Annotated in this window: 15 protein-coding genes; 5 read left to right on the top strand and 10 right to left on the bottom strand. The window is 71.5% G+C overall.

Annotated elements, in window-relative coordinates:
* Position 1: 1 nt before the first annotated feature.
* On the top strand, positions 2–1,480 hold the full coding sequence (locus STRVI_RS17050; RefSeq protein WP_014056911.1) for an SDR family NAD(P)-dependent oxidoreductase: 1,479 nt from the start codon (positions 2–4) through the stop codon (positions 1,478–1,480).
* Between the two features lie 87 nt (positions 1,481–1,567).
* Here the strand turns inward: STRVI_RS17050 and STRVI_RS17055 are convergent, their stop codons facing one another.
* Positions 1,568–2,830 carry a glycosyltransferase family 4 protein gene (locus STRVI_RS17055; protein ID WP_014056912.1) on the bottom strand — a complete coding sequence of 421 codons (1,263 nt, stop codon included), beginning with the start codon at positions 2,828–2,830 and terminating at the stop codon, positions 1,568–1,570.
* A gap of 175 nt (positions 2,831–3,005) precedes the next feature.
* On the opposite strand from STRVI_RS17055, the gene STRVI_RS17060 reads away from it, so the two are divergent.
* Together STRVI_RS17060 and STRVI_RS17065 are read left to right on the top strand one after the other, a co-directional pair.
* Positions 3,006–3,710 carry a response regulator transcription factor gene (locus tag STRVI_RS17060; protein WP_014056913.1) on the top strand — a complete coding sequence of 235 codons (705 nt, stop codon included), beginning with the start codon at positions 3,006–3,008 and terminating at the stop codon, positions 3,708–3,710.
* A complete protein-coding gene (locus STRVI_RS17065) occupies positions 3,710–5,122 on the top strand; it encodes a HAMP domain-containing sensor histidine kinase (protein ID WP_014056914.1) in 1,413 nt (470 codons plus the stop codon). The genes STRVI_RS17060 and STRVI_RS17065 overlap by 1 nt, the downstream gene beginning before the upstream one ends.
* 57 nt (positions 5,123–5,179) lie before the next feature.
* Here the strand turns inward: STRVI_RS17065 and STRVI_RS17070 are convergent, their stop codons facing one another.
* From STRVI_RS17070 to STRVI_RS17080, 3 genes are read right to left on the bottom strand one after another with little or no spacing between them, the layout of a single operon-like run.
* The gene (locus STRVI_RS17070) at positions 5,180–5,998 is read right to left on the bottom strand and encodes an SAM-dependent methyltransferase (protein WP_014056915.1); all 819 of its coding nucleotides are present in this window, start codon (positions 5,996–5,998) and stop codon (positions 5,180–5,182) included.
* The gene (locus tag STRVI_RS17075; protein WP_167543281.1) at positions 5,995–6,267 is read right to left on the bottom strand and encodes a DUF397 domain-containing protein; all 273 of its coding nucleotides are present in this window, start codon (positions 6,265–6,267) and stop codon (positions 5,995–5,997) included. Before STRVI_RS17075 ends, STRVI_RS17070 begins: the two co-directional genes overlap by 4 nt.
* 29 nt (positions 6,268–6,296) lie before the next feature.
* On the bottom strand, positions 6,297–7,154 hold the full coding sequence (locus STRVI_RS17080; RefSeq protein ID WP_014056917.1) for a helix-turn-helix domain-containing protein: 858 nt from the start codon (positions 7,152–7,154) through the stop codon (positions 6,297–6,299).
* A 225-nt stretch (positions 7,155–7,379) separates the two neighbouring features.
* Between STRVI_RS17080 and STRVI_RS17085 the strand changes: the two genes are divergently transcribed.
* Positions 7,380–7,847 carry an ATP-binding protein gene (locus STRVI_RS17085; protein WP_014056918.1) on the top strand — a complete coding sequence of 156 codons (468 nt, stop codon included), beginning with the start codon at positions 7,380–7,382 and terminating at the stop codon, positions 7,845–7,847.
* A gap of 25 nt (positions 7,848–7,872) precedes the next feature.
* Here STRVI_RS17085 and STRVI_RS17090 read toward each other — a convergent pair whose 3' ends face one another.
* Both STRVI_RS17090 and STRVI_RS17095 read right to left on the bottom strand, forming a co-directional pair.
* Positions 7,873–9,210, bottom strand: coding sequence for an MFS transporter (locus STRVI_RS17090; protein WP_014056919.1), 1,338 nt, complete (start codon positions 9,208–9,210; stop codon positions 7,873–7,875).
* 138 nt (positions 9,211–9,348) lie between these two features.
* On the bottom strand, positions 9,349–9,687 hold the full coding sequence (locus STRVI_RS17095; RefSeq protein ID WP_014056920.1) for a winged helix-turn-helix transcriptional regulator: 339 nt from the start codon (positions 9,685–9,687) through the stop codon (positions 9,349–9,351).
* Between the two features lie 230 nt (positions 9,688–9,917).
* On the opposite strand from STRVI_RS17095, the gene STRVI_RS17100 reads away from it, so the two are divergent.
* A complete protein-coding gene (locus STRVI_RS17100; protein WP_353477038.1) occupies positions 9,918–10,712 on the top strand; it encodes an NAD(P)-dependent oxidoreductase in 795 nt (264 codons plus the stop codon).
* Between the two features lie 29 nt (positions 10,713–10,741).
* Here STRVI_RS17100 and STRVI_RS17105 read toward each other — a convergent pair whose 3' ends face one another.
* The 4 genes from STRVI_RS17105 to STRVI_RS56395 form a co-directional block, all read right to left on the bottom strand.
* Positions 10,742–11,869, bottom strand: coding sequence for a DMT family transporter (locus STRVI_RS17105; RefSeq protein WP_014056921.1), 1,128 nt, complete (start codon positions 11,867–11,869; stop codon positions 10,742–10,744).
* Positions 11,870–11,966: 97 nt separating this feature from the next.
* Positions 11,967–13,526 carry a bifunctional phosphatase PAP2/diacylglycerol kinase family protein gene (locus STRVI_RS17110; protein ID WP_014056922.1) on the bottom strand — a complete coding sequence of 520 codons (1,560 nt, stop codon included), beginning with the start codon at positions 13,524–13,526 and terminating at the stop codon, positions 11,967–11,969.
* 147 nt (positions 13,527–13,673) lie between these two features.
* Positions 13,674–16,004, bottom strand: coding sequence for a glycosyl hydrolase family 95 catalytic domain-containing protein (locus STRVI_RS17115; protein WP_014056923.1), 2,331 nt, complete (start codon positions 16,002–16,004; stop codon positions 13,674–13,676).
* A 244-nt stretch (positions 16,005–16,248) separates the two neighbouring features.
* Positions 16,249–16,386, bottom strand: a complete 138-nt coding sequence (locus tag STRVI_RS56395) for a hypothetical protein (protein ID WP_014056924.1) — start codon at positions 16,384–16,386, stop codon at positions 16,249–16,251.
* Between the last annotated feature and the right edge of the window lie 97 nt (positions 16,387–16,483).

The raw sequence follows: 16,483 nt of genomic DNA on the forward strand, positions 1-16,483 counted from the left end.
GATGACGGTGATAGACGAAGGCCGGGCCGAACAGGCGGCGGCCGAGGAGCCGGGCATCGACCCGGAGCGGCTGGCGACCTGTCTGAGCGTCCTCGCGGAACTCGACCGGCTGCCGGTCGACCACCCCGACGCGATCATGGTCCGCCGGGCCACCTCCGGCATCTACCGCAGCGTGAAGCAGCGCAGGCGCCAGGAGCGGCGGGCCGCGAAGACCGCGCATGACAAGACCGTGACCGAGGCCACCGCCACCGGCGCCGCCGACCGGATCGACGACGAGACGCTGGGCCGCGCGCTCAGCAGCTCCGTCTCCACCGAGATCGCGGGCATCCTGGCGCGCCCCCGCTCCTGCTATGTCTGCAAGACCCGGTTCGTCGAGGTCGACGCCTTCTACCACCAGCTCTGCCGCGACTGCGCCGCCGAGAACCGGGCCCGCCGCGACGCCCGCACCGACCTCACCGGGCGCCGAGCCCTGCTCACCGGCGGCCGGGCGAAGATCGGCATGTACATCGCGCTGCGGCTGCTGCGCGACGGCGCGCACACCACCGTCACCACCCGCTTCCCGGGCGACGCCATCCGCCGCTTCAAGGCCATGCCGGACAGCGGGGAGTGGTTGCACCGGCTCAAGGTCGTCGGCATCGACCTGCGCGACCCCGCCCAGGTCATCGCGCTGACCGACGAGGTCAGTGCCGCGGGCCCGCTGGACATACTGATCAACAACGCCGCCCAGACCGTCCGCCGCACACCCCAGGCGTACGCGGAGCTGATAGCGGGCGAGTCGGCGCCGCTCCCCGCCGGGGAGCTCCCCGAGTCCCTGGTCCTCGGCGCCTTCGGCAGCGGCGCCCAGGCGGCCCTCCCGGCGCCCCGCACGCCGCAGGACGGCGCCCTCACCCCGCAGGACCTCACCGCCCTCGCCCTCACCAGCGGCTCCGCCTCACCGGCCCGGATCGAGGCCGGGACCGCGATCGACGCGGGCGGGCTGGTCCCGGACCTGGACCCGACCAACACCTGGGTGCAGCGGGTCAACGAGGTGGATCCGGTCGAGATGCTCGAGGTCCAGCTCTGCAATGAGACGGCGCCGTTCATCCTGGTGAGCCGGCTGCGCCCGGCGATGGCCGCCTCGCCCGCCCGGCGCAAGTACGTGGTCAACGTCTCCGCGATGGAGGGCAAGTTCGGCCGGGGCTACAAGGGCGCGGGCCATCCGCACACCAACATGGCCAAGGCCGCGCTGAACATGCTGACCCGCACCAGCGCACGGGAGATGTTCGAGTCCGACGCCATCCTGATGACGAGCGTCGACACCGGATGGATCACCGACGAGCGCCCGCACCCGGAGAAGATGCGGCTGGCGGCCGAGGGCTTTCACGCCCCCCTCGACCTGGTGGACGGCGCGGCCCGGGTCTACGACCCGATCGTCCGGGGCGAGAGCGGCGAGGACCTCTTCGGCTGCTTCCTGAAGGACTACGCCCCGACGTCCTGGTAGGGCCGGGGCGCCGCGGGCGGCTGCGCGCCCCCCGCCGTGGCGGTTACGGGCGCGCCCGCGCCTTGCCCGGCGCGGTCCGCCGTGGCGTCAGGCGCTCGCCTTTCCGCCCGCCGCCGGGGTCCGGCGGGCGGGGGAGATGCCGAAGCGGCGGGCCAGGCGCCGCAGGCGGGCGCGGGCGGTGGCCCGGCCGCGCTCCCAGAAGCGGGCGGAGCGGCTCGCGCGCAGCTCCTCGAAGAGCTGGTCGTAGCGCCGGGCGAGCGGCGCGGGGTCATAGGCCCGGGAACTCTCCAGGGCGGCCGCGGCCATCGCCCGCCGGGCCGGGGCGTCGGCCATCAGGTCCATCAAGGCACTCGCCAGCGCCTGCTTGTCCCCGGTGGGGACGAGCCGTCCGGTGAGCCCGTCCTCAATGATCTCGGCGGGGCCGAGCGGGCAGTCGGTGCTCACCACCGGCACCCCGCAGCGCATGGCCTCCACGATCGTCATCCCGAACGACTCGGCGTCCGAGGCCACCGCGACCAGCGATGCCTTCGCGAACTCCTCCTCGATGGGGGAGTAGGACCCCATCAGCTCCGCGCTCCCGGACAGGCCCAGCCGCTCGATGCGCTCCGCGAGCCGTTCCTTCTCCGCGCCCCCGCCGTAGATCCGCAGTCGCCAGGCCGGGAACTTCGCCGTGACCTCCGCGAAGGCGTCGATCAGCAGGTCGAAGCGCTTGCCGCGGACCAGCCGCCCGGCCGCCGCGATCACCGGCGCGGTGCCCTCGGAGGGGGCGACGGCCGGTTCGGGGACACTGTTGGGTATCGCCAGGGTCCGCACCCCCGGCATCGGCATCTTCTTGCGGTAGACCGCGGCGTCCGCCTTCGTCGTGGTGACGACGGCGTCCAGCAGCCGGTAGTGCGGGGCCAGCTCCGCCCGCAGCTTCTTGCTGTGCGCCTCATACCGCAGATGCTCCTGGGCGATGCGCAGCGCGCGACGGGGGGCGAAGCGGGACAGGTAGACGTTCACCCCAGGCCGAGTGCCGATGATCACATCGGCGGGGCAGCCGCGCAGATACTCCGCGACCCGCGTGTCGACCAGGCGGTTGTACTGGTGGTGCCGCTTCTCCGCGGCCGGAAAGTCCCGGCTGGCCTCGAAGAACAGCGGATCCTTCGCGTCCGCGCTCTCCTGACGTACATCCACCAGGGGGACCAGCCGCACCCGGGGGTCGAGGGCGAAACGCGGCGTCTCGCGATGCCGCATCATCGAGACGATCTCCACCTCATGGCGGTCGGCGAGCGCCGTCGCGAGGTTCATCGTCGTCCGGATCGTTCCGCCGATCCCGTAGGCGTTGTGCAGCAGAAATGCGATCTTCATGCGGTATTTATCTCCGGCCGGTTGCATCTCTGGGGTAGGTTCCCCCCGGGACGTAGCGGACACCTTGTCCGGGCCCGGTAAGCCCGTCGCGTGAAGAAGGTGAGAGCGGGGTAAGAAGCCTCGCTCAGGACCCCTCCCGGGGCGGGCACCTCCGTGACCTTGGCAGACTCGGGGTGTGACCAACACCGTGCTGCTCGCCGAGGACGACCGTGCCATCCGCCAGGCGCTGGAACGCGCCCTGACCCTGGAGGGGTACCGCGTCACCGCCGTGCCCGACGGGATAGAGGCGCTGGCGGCCATCCACCGCGAGTGCCCGGACGTGGTCGTCCTGGATGTGATGATGCCGGGCGTGGACGGGCTGCAGGTGTGCCGGGTGCTGCGCGCCGAGGGGGACCGCACCCCCATCCTGATGCTCACCGCACGGGTCGAGACCGCCGACCGGATCGAGGGGCTGGACGCCGGGGCGGACGACTATGTGGTCAAGCCCTTCGAGGTCGAGGAGGTCTTCGCCCGGCTGCGCGCGCTGCTGCGCCGCGCCGCCCCCGCCGAACCGGCCGCGCCGGAGGACGCCGCCATCGACGGCGTGCTGGAGGTCGCGGATCTGCGCCTGGACTCCTCGGCGCGGCGGGTCTGGCGCGGCAGTACGGAGCTGGAGCTGACCCGCACCGAATTCGACCTGCTGGAGCTGCTGGCGCGCAACGCGGGCATCGTCCTGGACCATGCCACCATCTACGCCCGCATCTGGGGCTACGACTTCGGCCCCGGATCGAAGAACCTCGCCGTCTACATCGGCTATCTGCGCCGCAAGGTCGATCCGGAGGGGCGCACCCCGCTGATCCATACGGTGCGCGGGGTCGGCTACACCCTGCGGGAGGAGTAATGGTGCGATTCCCACCGCTCCGCCGTGGGCGGCCCAGTCTGCGGACCACCTTCGCGCTCTCGTTCGCGGCGGCGGCCTCCGTGGTCACCCTCCTGGTCGGCGGTCTCAGCTACGACGCGGCGGCCGGGCTGGTGCGGGTCGACCAGCAGTCGGCGTTCGACGGTGTGATCCGCGATCTGCGCGGCCAGGTCCGCGGCGAGAAGGTGATCCTGCGGCAGTACCCCTCCGAGTCCGCCGTGCCCGTCCCCTACGACCTGCGGGACGATCTGCGCCGGATCAGCCGGATGGACGTCCAGGTGATCAAAGGCAACGGCACGATCTACGACGCGGGGAAGCCCCCGCTGCCGGTGACCGGCGATGACCGGATCACCGCCGCCTCCCGCACACCGGGCACCGTCGTACGGCGCGAGATCGGCATCGGCGGAGAGCAGTACCGCATGGCCACGGTGGCCGTGGGCGACGGCACCGGCGCGGTCCAGGTGGCCCAGCAGATCAGCGACACCGAGGATCTGCTGCGCGAACTCCAGAAGCGCACCGCGCTGTTCGTGGTCGCCGTCATCCTGGCCGCCGGACTGGCCGGCTGGTGGCTGGCCGGGCGGATCACCCGGCGGCTGGTGCGGCTGACCCGGGTCGCCGAGAGCGTGGCCGCGACCGGCCGGATGCAGGTGGCGGTGCCGGTCGCCGGGGACGACGAGGTGGGCCGCCTCGGGCGGGCCTTCGACGGCATGCTCGGCCGGCTCGCGCGCTCCAAGGACGACCAGCGGCGGCTGGTCGAGGACGCCGGGCACGAACTGCGCACCCCGCTCACCTCGCTGCGCACCAATATCTCGCTGCTGCGCCGCTTCGAGGAGCTGCCGGAGCCCGCGCGCGAGGATCTGCTGGCCGATCTGTCGGGGGAGACCCGGGAGCTGACCGACCTCGTCAATGAGCTGGTGGAGCTGGCGGCCGGACAGCGGGACGACGAACCCCCTACGGAGGTCTCGCTGGCGGACGTGGCCACCACCGCCGCGAACCTCGCCCGGCGCCGGACCGGCCGGGAGATCAGCGTACGGGCCGAGGGCGACACCCGGCTGACGGGCCGCCCGGCCGGCTTGCAGCGCGCGATCTCCAATCTGGTGGAGAACGCCGCCAAGTTCGACCGGGACGGCACCGAGCCCGTCGAGGTGGTGATCACCGGCCGCCGGGTGGAGGTCCTGGACCGGGGCCCCGGCATCGCCGAGGAGGATCGCGAGCGCGTCTTCGACCGCTTCTACCGCGCGCCCGGCGCACGCAGCCTGCCCGGTTCGGGGCTGGGCCTTGCCATCGTGCGCGAGGTCGCCCTCGCACACGGCGGCACCGTCTTCGCCCGGCCGCGCCCGGGCGGGGGCGCGATTCTGGGCTTCACGGTCGGCGACGGCACCGAGGAGCGGTGACACCGGGCCGTGAGGCCCGGGCGCGACCATCTTGCCGCTGGGGCTTCCCGGCTGCCGCTAGCGCTTCCGGGCCACTCCCGCCCACATGTTGATGTCCGCGCTGCGGATGGTCTCCGGGCGGTCCCCGGGATCCGGGTTCCAGTGGTGGGGCTCCGACACACCCGGGTCGACCAGCTCCAGACCGTCGAAGAAGCCCCCGACCTCGCTCTGGGAGCGGGTGGTGAAGGAGATGCCGCTCTCCTTGTAGACCTGGATGACGTTCCGCCAGGTCTCCGCCGAGAAGTCATGCGTGGAGTGGGTCAGCATCAGATAGCTGCCCGGGGCCAGGGGCGCCATCAGCTCGCGGATGATCTCGTACGGCTTGTCCTCTTCCGAGATGAAGTGGAAGAGCGCGTTCACGGAGATCGCCACCGGCTGGTCCAGGTCCAGCGTCTCATGCAGCTCGGGGGCGCTCATGATCCGCTGGGGATCGCGCACATCCGCCTGCACATAGGACGTACGGCCCTCGGGGGTGCCGACGAGCAGCGCCTGGGCGTAGGCCAGCACGATGGGGTCGTAGTCGGTGTAGACCACCCGGGCCTCCGGGGCGACGCCCTGGGCCACCTGGTGGAGATTGGGCTCGGTGGGTATGCCGGTGCCTATGTCGAGGAACTGCCGGATCCCGGCCTCCCGGGCCAGCCAGCGGGTGGCGCGGTGGATGAAGCCCCGGTTGATGGTGGCATTGAGCCGGACGGTCGGATAGACCTCCAGCACCCGCCCGGCGGCCTCCGCGTCGACCTCGTAGTGGTCCTTGCCGTTGAGGTAGAAGTCGTACATCCGAGCCGGGTGCGGCTTGGTGGTGTCGATCTGGTCAGGGGCGAGCCCGTAGTCGGTCACGCGGCCCTCCGTTCCGGTGCGGTACCCGCCGAGGAGGTCAGGTTGGGGTCTGGACGCTTGAGCAGGAAGTCCGCGGCGCCGGCCTTGGCACCTTGGATGAACCGCTCGATTTCATGGTGGGTGTAGATCAGGGCAGGGCCGTCGGGATCGGTCGACTGACGCAGGGCGACCCGCCCGTCGTGCAGCCTCAGGGCCTCCACGCACGCACCGCCGTTGGGACCGCTCCACGGCTTGGCCCAGCCTTCGGTCCCCAGATGTTTGGCCGGCATGCCGTTGTACACATGTACCTGATCCACAGTCAGAGCTCCTTGCGAATCCCACGGAGAAAACTCTCCGTGCGCCGCGCCGGTGTGGCCTGGGTGCCCATGCGGTCCAGGGCCTCCAAATAGGCGACCACATCGGAACGTTGGTCGAGATAGCCGGCGCCGGTCAGGCCCTCGGCGTAGACGATGTCCGGCAGTTCCGGGATCTGGAACCGGAAGAGCTGGAAGGGTCCTCCCATGCCCGGGTGAGGGCCGGCGGAGAACGGCACCACCTGAAGGGTGATGTTGGGCTTCTGTGTCGCCTCGATCAGGTGGTCGATCTGGGCGCGCATCACCTGGGGACCCCCGATGGCCAGACGGAGCACCGTCTCGTCCATCACCACCCACAGATGCGGTCCGTCCGGGCGGCTGAGCAGCTCCTGGCGCTCCATCCGCAGCGCCACCCGGCGGTCCAGCTCCTGGGCGGAGCCGTGCGGGAAGCCGATGGAGAGCAGCGTGCGGGCATACTCCTCGGTCTGCAGGAGTCCGGGGATGAAATGCGGCTCGTAGGCGCGGATACGGCTCGCCACGCCTTCGAGGCTCACATAGAGACTGAACCAGTCCGGCAGCACATCGCGGAACCGGTGCCACCAGCCGGGTCTGTTGGCCTCCTCGGCGAGCGCGAGGAAGGAGTCGATCTCTTCCTGTTCGGCGCCATAGGTCTGCAGCAGCTTCTCGACGTAGGGGAGTTTCAGGCCGACCTCGGCCTTCTCCATCCTGCGCACCGTGGTCTGGTTGACGTGCAGCGCCCTGGCGGCCTGGTCGTAGCTGACGCCGGCTTTCTCGCGAAGGTCCCGCAGCCTCATGCCGAGGACCATCTGCCCGACGGTCGGGGCAGATCGCGCTTCACCCACGTCATACCTCCTGGGACGGTCTTGTCAGAATCAGTGTGCCACGTACGAGGTGAGGGCAACAGAGTGCGCTGGCTATTCTGCATTTTGCAGATCGCGCCTTGCCAACTGATGCTCGCAGCAACGATAGTGACGGGTGTGACCAGTCCAACGTGATTGCTGTGTCGCGCACTTGCGGCATTCACGTACGGCATTCACGCCCCCACAAGGTAGACGGACGGAAGGCACATGGCCGTGGCATTGCGTCAACGCTCGACGATGGCCCACCACCCGAACTCCGGGAGCGTTGACTCCGCCCTCCGTCAGGAGAGGTTCCAACTGCCTGCCAGAGGCGCCTCGGTCGCCGTCGCCCGGCACCGGGTGCGCTCACGGGTGCTGGAGTGGGGCTTCCAGGAGGATCTCTGCGAGTCCGCCGAGCTGGTGATGTCCGAGCTGTTCACCAACGCCCTGGTGCACACCGGAAGCGAGCAGATCCTCTGTGTGCTGCGCGCCCATGAGCGGCACATGCTCTATATCGAGGTCGCCGACCAGGGCGGCGGACGGGCCGTCCCCACGCCGCGGGAGGCCGGTCTGGAGGACGAGTGCGGACGCGGACTCGCGCTGGTCCGCGCCCTGGCCGACGCATGGGGGGACCGGCCGGGCGTGAACGGCGGACGGGTGGTCTGGGCTCAGATGAGCGTGACCGCCGGCCGCTGACGCCGGGCCCGGCCCCTCGGCGCCGTCACACCGCCGTCGTCCGCTGCTTCCCCGGGGCGGCCGGACCGTCCGCGCGGTCCCGGGAGAGGGCGGCGTCGCGGGTCTCCCGCATGATGAGGTAGACGATGAGCGAGACGGCCGCACACGCCGAGACGTACCAGTAGTACCCGGACTCCGCACCGCCCTTCTTGAACCACAGCGCCACATACTCGGCGGTGCCGCCGAACAGCGCGTTCGCCAGCGCGTACGGCAGGGCCACCCCGAGTGCGCGGACATGGGTGGGGAACAGCTCGGCCTTCACCACGGCGTTGATCGAGGTGTAGCCGGTGACGATGACCAGCGCCGCGAGCGAGAGCAGCAGCGCCCCCGTGAAGGTGTCGGTGTGCGACAGCGCCGTCATGATGGGGACGGTGCCGAGCATCGAGCCGAAGCCGAAGGTGATCAGCAGCGGACGGCGCCCGATCCGGTCCGAGAGCGATCCGGCCAGCGGCTGCAACAGCATGAACAGGAACAGGGCGCAGAAGCTGACCAGCGACGCGTCCGACTTGCTCAGACCGGCCGTGTTCGACAGGTACTTGGTGAGATAGGTGGTGTACGTGTAGTACGCGACCGTGCCGCCCATGGTCAGCGCGATGACGAGCGCCGCCTCCTTGCGGTGGCGCAGCAGCTCGGCCATCGTCCCTCGTTCGTCCTGGTGAGCGTCCTCCTCGGTGTAGACCTCGGTCTCCAGCAGATTGCGCCGCAGCCAGAAGACCACCGCCGCGCCCACGGCGCCGACGATGAACGGAATGCGCCAGCCGTAGGAGTGCAGCGCGTCATCGGACATGGTGTGCTGCAGCACGATCTGGAGACCGAGACCGATGAGCTGGCCCATCGTCATCGACACGTACTGGAAGCTGGAGACGAAGCCGCGGCGGCCGGGCTGGGACGCCTCGGTGAGATAGGTGGCACTGGCGGCGTACTCCCCGCCCACCGACAGGCCCTGCAGCAGCCGCGCCATCAGCAGCACGGCCGCGCCGAAGTAGCCGACCTGGTCATAGGTCGGGGCGATGGCGATGAGCAGCGCACTGGCCGACATCAGCGTCACTGTCAGGGTGAGCGCCGCCTTACGGCCGCGCCGGTCGGCGAACCGGCCCAGCAGCCAGCCGCCGACGGGACGCATGAAGAAGCCGACCGCGAAGATCCCGGCGGTGTTGAGGAGCTGTGCGGTGTCGTTGCCCTTGGGGAAGAAGGCTCCGGCGAAGTAGGTGGCGAAACTGGCGTAGACGAACCAGTCGTACCACTCGACGAGATTTCCGATCGAGCCGCCGAACACGGCTCGCCAGGGCGTGCGCGCTTGGCTCCGGGGAGCGCTGTCGGTCACAGGGGGCCTCCAAGTGAGCGGGGTGATCTCCACACCCCTACCCCGCGGAGGCCCGGTTGGAAAATACGCGCGACAGCGCCGGTTGACGCCGATTCGCCGGCGGGACCGGGGCCCCGGGCGGTGCGGCAGCCCTGGAAGTCAGCCCTGCCCCGTTTCCTCCTCCAGCACCGCCATCCGGCGCTTGCCCCACGCGCCCAGCGGACCCAGTGCCGTATTCAGCTCGTCGCCCAGCTCGGTCAGCGAATACTCCACCTTCGGCGGCACCACGTCGTATAGCTCCCGGTGGACGATTCCGTCCCCCTCCAACTCCCTGAGCTGTTGCGTCAGTACTTTTTCGGTCACGCCCGGAACCAGCCGCCGCAATTCCCCGAAACGGCACCGCTGGTGATTGAGCGCCCAGATGATCAGCACTTTCCACTTGCCGTCGATCACATCCACGGCCGCGTCCAGACCACAGACATAAGGCTGATTTCGCATGGCCCCGCCCCACTGACCTCAAGGTAAGTACGCACTCTTTAGTGGGTACTTGCCCACATTACCGCCGGGGAACGAGGCTGTGAGCGGCGCGCCGGACCCCTACGAACCACCAGCGGTATCGAAACAACTGGAGCGGATGAGATGAGCGAAACCCCCGTGACGGTGCTGGGCCTCGGCGACATGGGCACCGCGCTGGCCCGCGCCCTGGCGACGGCCGGCACCGGACGACGGTGTGGAACCGTACGGCCGCCAAGGCCGAGGCGCTCGCCGCCGAGGGCGCGCTGACCGCCGCCACGGCCGGTGAGGCCGTCGCGGCGAGCCCCCTGGTGGTGGTCTGCCTGCTGGACTACGACTCCGTACGGCAGGTGCTGGACCCGCTCGGGGACGCCCTGTCCGGCAAGGCCGTCGTCAACCTCACCAACGGCACTCCGCGGCAGGCCCGTGACCTGGCCGCATGGGCGGCCGGACACGGTGCCCAGTACCTCGACGGCGGCGTCATGGCCGTCCCGCCGATGATCGGGACGCCCGCCGCCTTCCTCCTCTACAGCGGCTCACCGGGCGTCTTCGCGGCCCACCGCGCCGTGCTGGACCGCTTCGGCGAGAGCCACCATCTCGGCGAGGACCCCGGCCGCGCCCCGCTGTACGACCTCGCACTGCTCAGCGCGATGTACGGAATGTTCTCGGGCGTGCTGCACGCCTACGCCCTTGTGCGGTCGGACGGCGTGGCGGCGGCCGATGCCGCCCCGCTGCTGGGGCGCTGGCTGTCCGCCATGTCCGGGGCCGTGGACGGCTTCGCGGGGCAGATCGACTCCGGTGACCACGCCACCGGGGTGGTCTCCAACCTCGCCATGCAGTCGGCCGCGTTCGTCAACTTCACCGGCTCCGCACGGGACCAGGGCATCAGCCCCGAACTGATCGTCCCGATCGGCGACCTCATGGCCCGCCGGGTCGCGGACGGCCATGGCCATGAGGGTCTCTCGGGGCTGGTGGAGCTGCTCGGCGCGGAACGGCCCGGCGCCGCCTAGGGGTGGGTGTCGCGTAGGTGTGGCGCCGCCTAGGCGTGGTGCTGCAGTACGGCCTCGCCGCATTCGGGCAGGCGCGGGGCGGGGTCGTTCTCGCCGGTGGGCTGGCGGGGGATCGGCTGGGGGAGCAGGAGCGGGGTACCGGGCTCGGCAGGCCCGGCGGGGGCGTCCGGCACCGCGTGCGGGCCGGATCCGCCGGGCCCCTCCGGAACCTCCGGCCCGCCGCCCCCGCCGCCGTGCCCGGGGGCGCCCGGGCCCTCGGCAGCCGCGGCTTGGGCGACCGGGGCCTCCCCGGCGGCTGCTTCGGTCGCGGTCTCGGCCTCGGCTTCGGCCTCCGTCTCGGCGTTGTGCACCGTCAGCATCACCAGGCCGGTGCTCGCGACGAGGGCCGCGACCAGGGCCAGCAGGGTGCCGGGCGTACCGTGCCGGAAGTTCTCGCCCAGCGCGGCGATGCCGACGGCCGTGGCGACCACGGGGTTGACCACGGTCGCCGTCGCCAGCGGCGAGGCCAGCCCGGCGCCCCGGTACGACGCCTGGGAGAGCAGCACCCCGCCCGAGGCCAGCAGCCCGATCGTGACGAGGCCGGGCAGGGCGTCCTCCCACGCGTCCCAGGTCCACTCCACGGCCACGTTCTTGGTGACCACCGACGAGACACCGAAGGCCGTCCCCGCGGCCGCCGCCAGCAGCACACTGCGGATGACGGGCGACCGCATCAGGCGAGCCGCCCCGGCCAGCACGGCGATGGCGGAGACCGTGATCACGATCAGCCAGACGCCCTCCTGCTCGGCCAGCGACTGGGCCCGCGAGGTGCCGGTGAGGGAGAGCAGTCCGGCGAGCCCCGCGGTCGCCAGCAGCGCGCCCCGCCAGCCGGATCCGCCGACCCGGCGGCGGACGAATATGGCCGCCATCGGCAGGGCGAAGACGATCGTCAGAGCCCCTAGGGGTTGCACCACGCTCAGCGGGCCGTAGGCCAGGGCGATCACATGGAGGACCGCGCCCGCACCGTTGAGGGTCACCGCGGCCCACCAACTCCCGCGCCGCAGCGGAGCGGCCGCGAGGCGCGGCGTCGTGGCCGCGACATGCTCCTGGAGTATGGCTCCGGCGGCGTAGCAGACCGCCGAGACCAGGGCCAGCAGCACAGACAGCGCAAGGGAGGTCACGTCGCGGCCCCCTGGGCCGATCGGTCGTCGTCCATGCCCTCATCCTTGACGGTGGGAGGCGCCCCCGTCGTCGTCCTTGAGCACAGATTTCCGACTACTACTTGCGTAGTAGAGACCTCCACCAATGGGGGGCCTTCGCGGCGGCCGTACGGGCCCTTTGGAGCAACTCGTTCTGCGGCTCGGCGGGTCGGTACACGGTGAGCGCCCCCGGCCACTTGTCGATCAGCAGCTCCTCCGCGGGGTCGGCGGCCACCTCTCCATCGTAGGCCCGGCTGTCCACTGCGTGGAGGCCCGACAGCCGCAGTTGGCGCATGCGCCGCGTCGTGTAGACGTGGGACCGCCCGAGCGTGCCGGTGAGCGCCGAGATCAGCAGCCGGGTGCGGGCCAGCCGCTCCTCGCCGTCGATCGCCCGTACATCGAGCAGTCCGTCGTCGAGCTGCTGACGGTAGGTGGGCGCGAAACCCTCGGGGGAGTAGATGCCGTTGCCGGCGAACAGCATCCACAGCCGCCGCGGCCGCCCGTTGACCTCGACCTCCATGGGGCTCGCGGTGCGCAGCACCCGGGTGAGCGCGACGGCGGCCGCGGGCCACTTGCCGAGCCGGCCCTCCACGCTCTCCCGGATCCGTACCAGCTCCGGGTAGAAGCCGATGCTGAAGGTGTTGACGAACTGGCTGGTCGGGCCGCCTCCCGCGAGGGGGGTGGCGCGGCCGAGGTCCACGGCCACGGCGTCGCCCTCGGTCACGGCGTGGGCGGTGTCCTCGAAGGCCGGTACGCCGAGGTCCAGCGCGAAGTGGTCGAGGGTACCGCCGGGGAACACGGCGAGCGGCAGCCCGCGTTCGGCCGCGATCGTGGCCGCCGCGTTGACGCTGCCGTCCCCGCCGCAGATGCCCAGCGCCCCGGCCCGGTCGGCGGCGCGCCGGGCGGCCTGCCCGAGCAGGTCCATGAGGTCGTCGTCGGGCCCGCACTCCAGGATCTCCGCGGCGGGCAGCAGCACCTGTAGCTGCTCGGCGACCGTGAAACCGCCGGTGGGGGTGGCCATCCCGGCCCGCTGGTTGACCAGGACCACCAGCCCCTCGCCCTTGGGCAGGGCGGGCGCCGAGATCCGCGGCCGGGCCTGCGCCGGGGCCTCGGGGCGCGGCGGCCAGTAGCGGCAGGTCAGCGCGGCGGCGCCGGCGCCGAGGGCGATTCCGGCCAGCACATCGCTGGGGTAGTGGACGCCCACGTACACCCGGGAGGCGGCGACGGCGGCGGCGAGCGGGGCGACCATCAGGCCGTACCGCGAGGACTCCAGGGCCACCCCGGTGGCGAAGGCGGCGGCGGAGGCCGAATGCCCGGAGGGGAAGGAGCTGGTCCACGGCTGCCGGCGCAGTCGGCGGACCAGGGGCACCGTCTCCATGACCGGACGCTTGCGTTCCACCGTCCACTTGACCACGACGTTCGACACGAGCGAGGCGGCGGCGAGCGAGCCGATCCCGCGCAGCGCGGCCCGCCGCGCGGTGCGGCCGCCGACTGTGGCGAGCACCCCGGCCGTGCCGAACCACAGCCGGCCGTGGTCGGCGGCCCGGCTGAGCCGGGGCAGCAGCGGATGGGCGCCGCGGAGCCGGCTGTCCGCGACCCGCGCGAACAGCCGGCGGTCGAAGTCACTGATGCGTCTCATGCGTGATGGGTATCCCGGAACCGCGGTCGGCAGTCGTCATTGGACGGCGACCGGGCCGATCCGGGCCGGGCCGCCGCACCGGAGCGGCCGGGCCCGGCCGGGAGATCGCTGCCGGGAGATCGCTGGCGGGAGATCCCCGCCGGGGGATCAGGACGCGGGGAGCCCCCAGCGCGGCGCCGGCTCGTTGGGCTCGACCGGACGGACCGTCAGGTCCGGGCGGTCGCCGCGGGCGGTGATGATCGCCTCCTGGCCCCTCCTGAGCGCGATCCGTATCGTTCCCGCGCCCACCGTCTCGTACGGCAGCCGCCGCCCGCGCGCGTCCCGCACCTCGATCGGCCCGTCGAGGGAGTGCCGTACGACGCAGGGCGCGCCCGCCTCGCTGCGCAGCCGCACCCAGCGGGTACGGCCGTCCTCGCGGGCGGCGCTCAGCAGGAACGCGCCCTGGGTGCGGAAGTCGTGGACCACCAGCTCACGCCAGGCGGCGGGCAGCGCGGGGAAGATCCGGATCACCCCGCCCCAGCTCTGGCACACCATGTCGTGCAGCGACTGCGCGGCGGACAGCGGAGTCTCGATGACCGGGCCCGACTCCTTGTACATGGTGTTCGCCTGGATGAAGCGGCTCATCAGCTCGCCCAGGTACCTGAGCGCGTCCTCACCACGCCCCATCTGCGCGGACATCGAGGCGGCGCCGGTGAAGGTGTAGCCCTGGAGCGCGCCCTCGAAGCCGACCCAGTGGTTGAGCGAGGTCTCGATCAGCTCGCGCTTGGCGGGGTCCTCCCAGGTGACCTCGTAGAGCGGATAGACGGCGAGCATATGGGAGTAGTGGCGGTGGGACTTGGCGAACGGAACACCCGCGCCGATCATGAAGCCGTTCTCGTCGACGGGGTACGGCGTGAGCTTGGCCAGCACCTCCCGCCAGCGCGGCGCGGCGGAATCCTTGACGCCGAGCTGCCCGGCCGAGTCCAGGAGGGTGGCGCAGCCCCAGCGCAGCAGCATCAGGTCGTAGTTGCAGTCGGGCGCGTTGACGCCGTACTCGGGCGAGAAGGTGGCGGGCAGATGCAGCTTGCCGTCGCTGCCGGGGGTGAGGAAGTGGAGGTAGTAGGCGACGGCCTTGCGCAGCAGCGGATAGACCACCTCGCGCAGCACCGACTCGTCCATGGTGTGGCGGTAGCTCAGCCAGACGTTGTGCAGCGCCCAGGTGAGGTTGCCGACCTCGGGGGTGGGCGGGTCCTGGCCGGGAATGCCGACCGCGTAGCCGCCGTTCGCCGCGTCGCCGCCGTTGACCAGGTGGATGTCGGTGGTGCGGGGGATGCCCGCCGAGTCCTTGCGGTACGGGGTGGCGAGCTGGTTGGAGAGGTTGTCGCGGAATTCACTGAGCGCCCGGGTCACCGCGTCGAGTTCGAGGTGGTTGGAGCCGTGGATCAGCCAGTACTCGAGCTGCACATTGAGGTTCCACCAGGTCGCGGGCCACGGGGTGGACTCCAGCCAGGGGCCGGAGGTGGCCATCACGGGGGCGTCGGCGCGCGCGGCCGAGGCCACCTTATAGAGCTGGATCCAGTAGAAGCGCTGCAGCCGGGCGTCGGGGAGCGAGAGGAAGCTCTTCCGGTAGTACGTGTGCCACCAGGCGCGATGGCTGGGCGCGAGGACGTCGTAGGAGAGCGCAGAGGCGAACCGGATGTCCTTGAGCGCACGGTCGCGCGCGGTGCGCCGGGGGTGGGAGTGGGCCACGGTGACGTACAGCGTCCGCCGCCCCGCGTGGGTCCGCTCCCGCCAGGCCGTCACATGCTGTCCGCCGGCCAGCAGCGGCTGCACGGCGGCCTGGATGCCGTGGTGGTCCTCGACGACGGCCGGGGGGTTGCCGGTGTAGCCGTCGGGGACCGGTTTGAAGGCGACCCGCGGGCTGATGGCCTCGGCGGGGTGGAACACCCAGCGGAACGCGGCCTCACCGGCGCTCGGGGTCACCTCGATGGCCAGCAGGGAACGGGAGTTGTGGACGAGGGCACGCAGGCGGAGGGTGCCCTTGTCGGTGGTGATGGTCCCGGTCAGCTCGGCGTCGCGCAGCCGCAGCCGCCAGTCGATGGCGGTGATGGCCCCGACCGGCTCCAGGGTGAAGTACCCGATGGGCAGCCGGGCGAGCCCGAAGAGGGAGCCGAACTCCGGCCGGTGGTCCTGGACCTCGCTGTGCTGCACATTGAAGCGCACCGCGTTCGCGTCGCCAGGCTCGGCGTAGATGCCGGAACCGAGCAGGGCGTTTCCGAGGAACGGCCCCTCGTACCAGGTCTGCGGCATCTTCTGCCACACCATGTCGGCGTCGGCGAGGACCGTGGCCCAGGGGTCCCCCGCGGGGTGGGCGGTCAGGGCCGCGGCGGGGGCCTGCGGCTCGGCGGCGTACGCGGTGGCCGGGCCGGCGAGTCCGGCGGCGGCACCGGCGGCCACGGCGGTGCCGACGACTGTCCTTCGGGTGGGTGCGGATGACATGACGCTCCAGGGGATGTGAACCGGGTGCGGGCGATCTTCTGCGGGGGCAGCAGCGGGCGGTCACGTACATGCCTGAGGTTCCACAATCTGAACCCCCGCGGGCATGATGCAGCCCGCGTGGCGGAACCGGAACCCCTTGTGCGTCATAAACATCGGATGGACGGCGAGCAGTCATGGGGAAAATGGCGTCTGCGCGGCGGCAAACGCGGTAAGACCTCGGACCTCCCGGCCCTGAGAGGGCGGGTTACGCGCTCGCTTCCCGCCCCCTGACGATCAGCCCGACGCCGTGCCGGAAGCGGTGCTCGAAGTCGCCGAAGTGCTCGGCGACCGCGGCCAGGGCGGGGAAGCGCTCGGCGGTGGCCGCCCGCAGCAGCGGCTCCATGCCGCCGATGTCCTGGGCGGCCTGTTCCTCCTGGGCCAGGCCGAGCGTGAAGTAGACCAGCGACCAGGTCCGCCGGCCGGCCTCGGCGGGGCTGTGG

It is taken from the genome of Streptomyces violaceusniger Tu 4113 (genome assembly GCF_000147815.2).
Lineage (GTDB): Bacteria > Actinomycetota > Actinomycetes > Streptomycetales > Streptomycetaceae > Streptomyces > Streptomyces violaceusniger_A.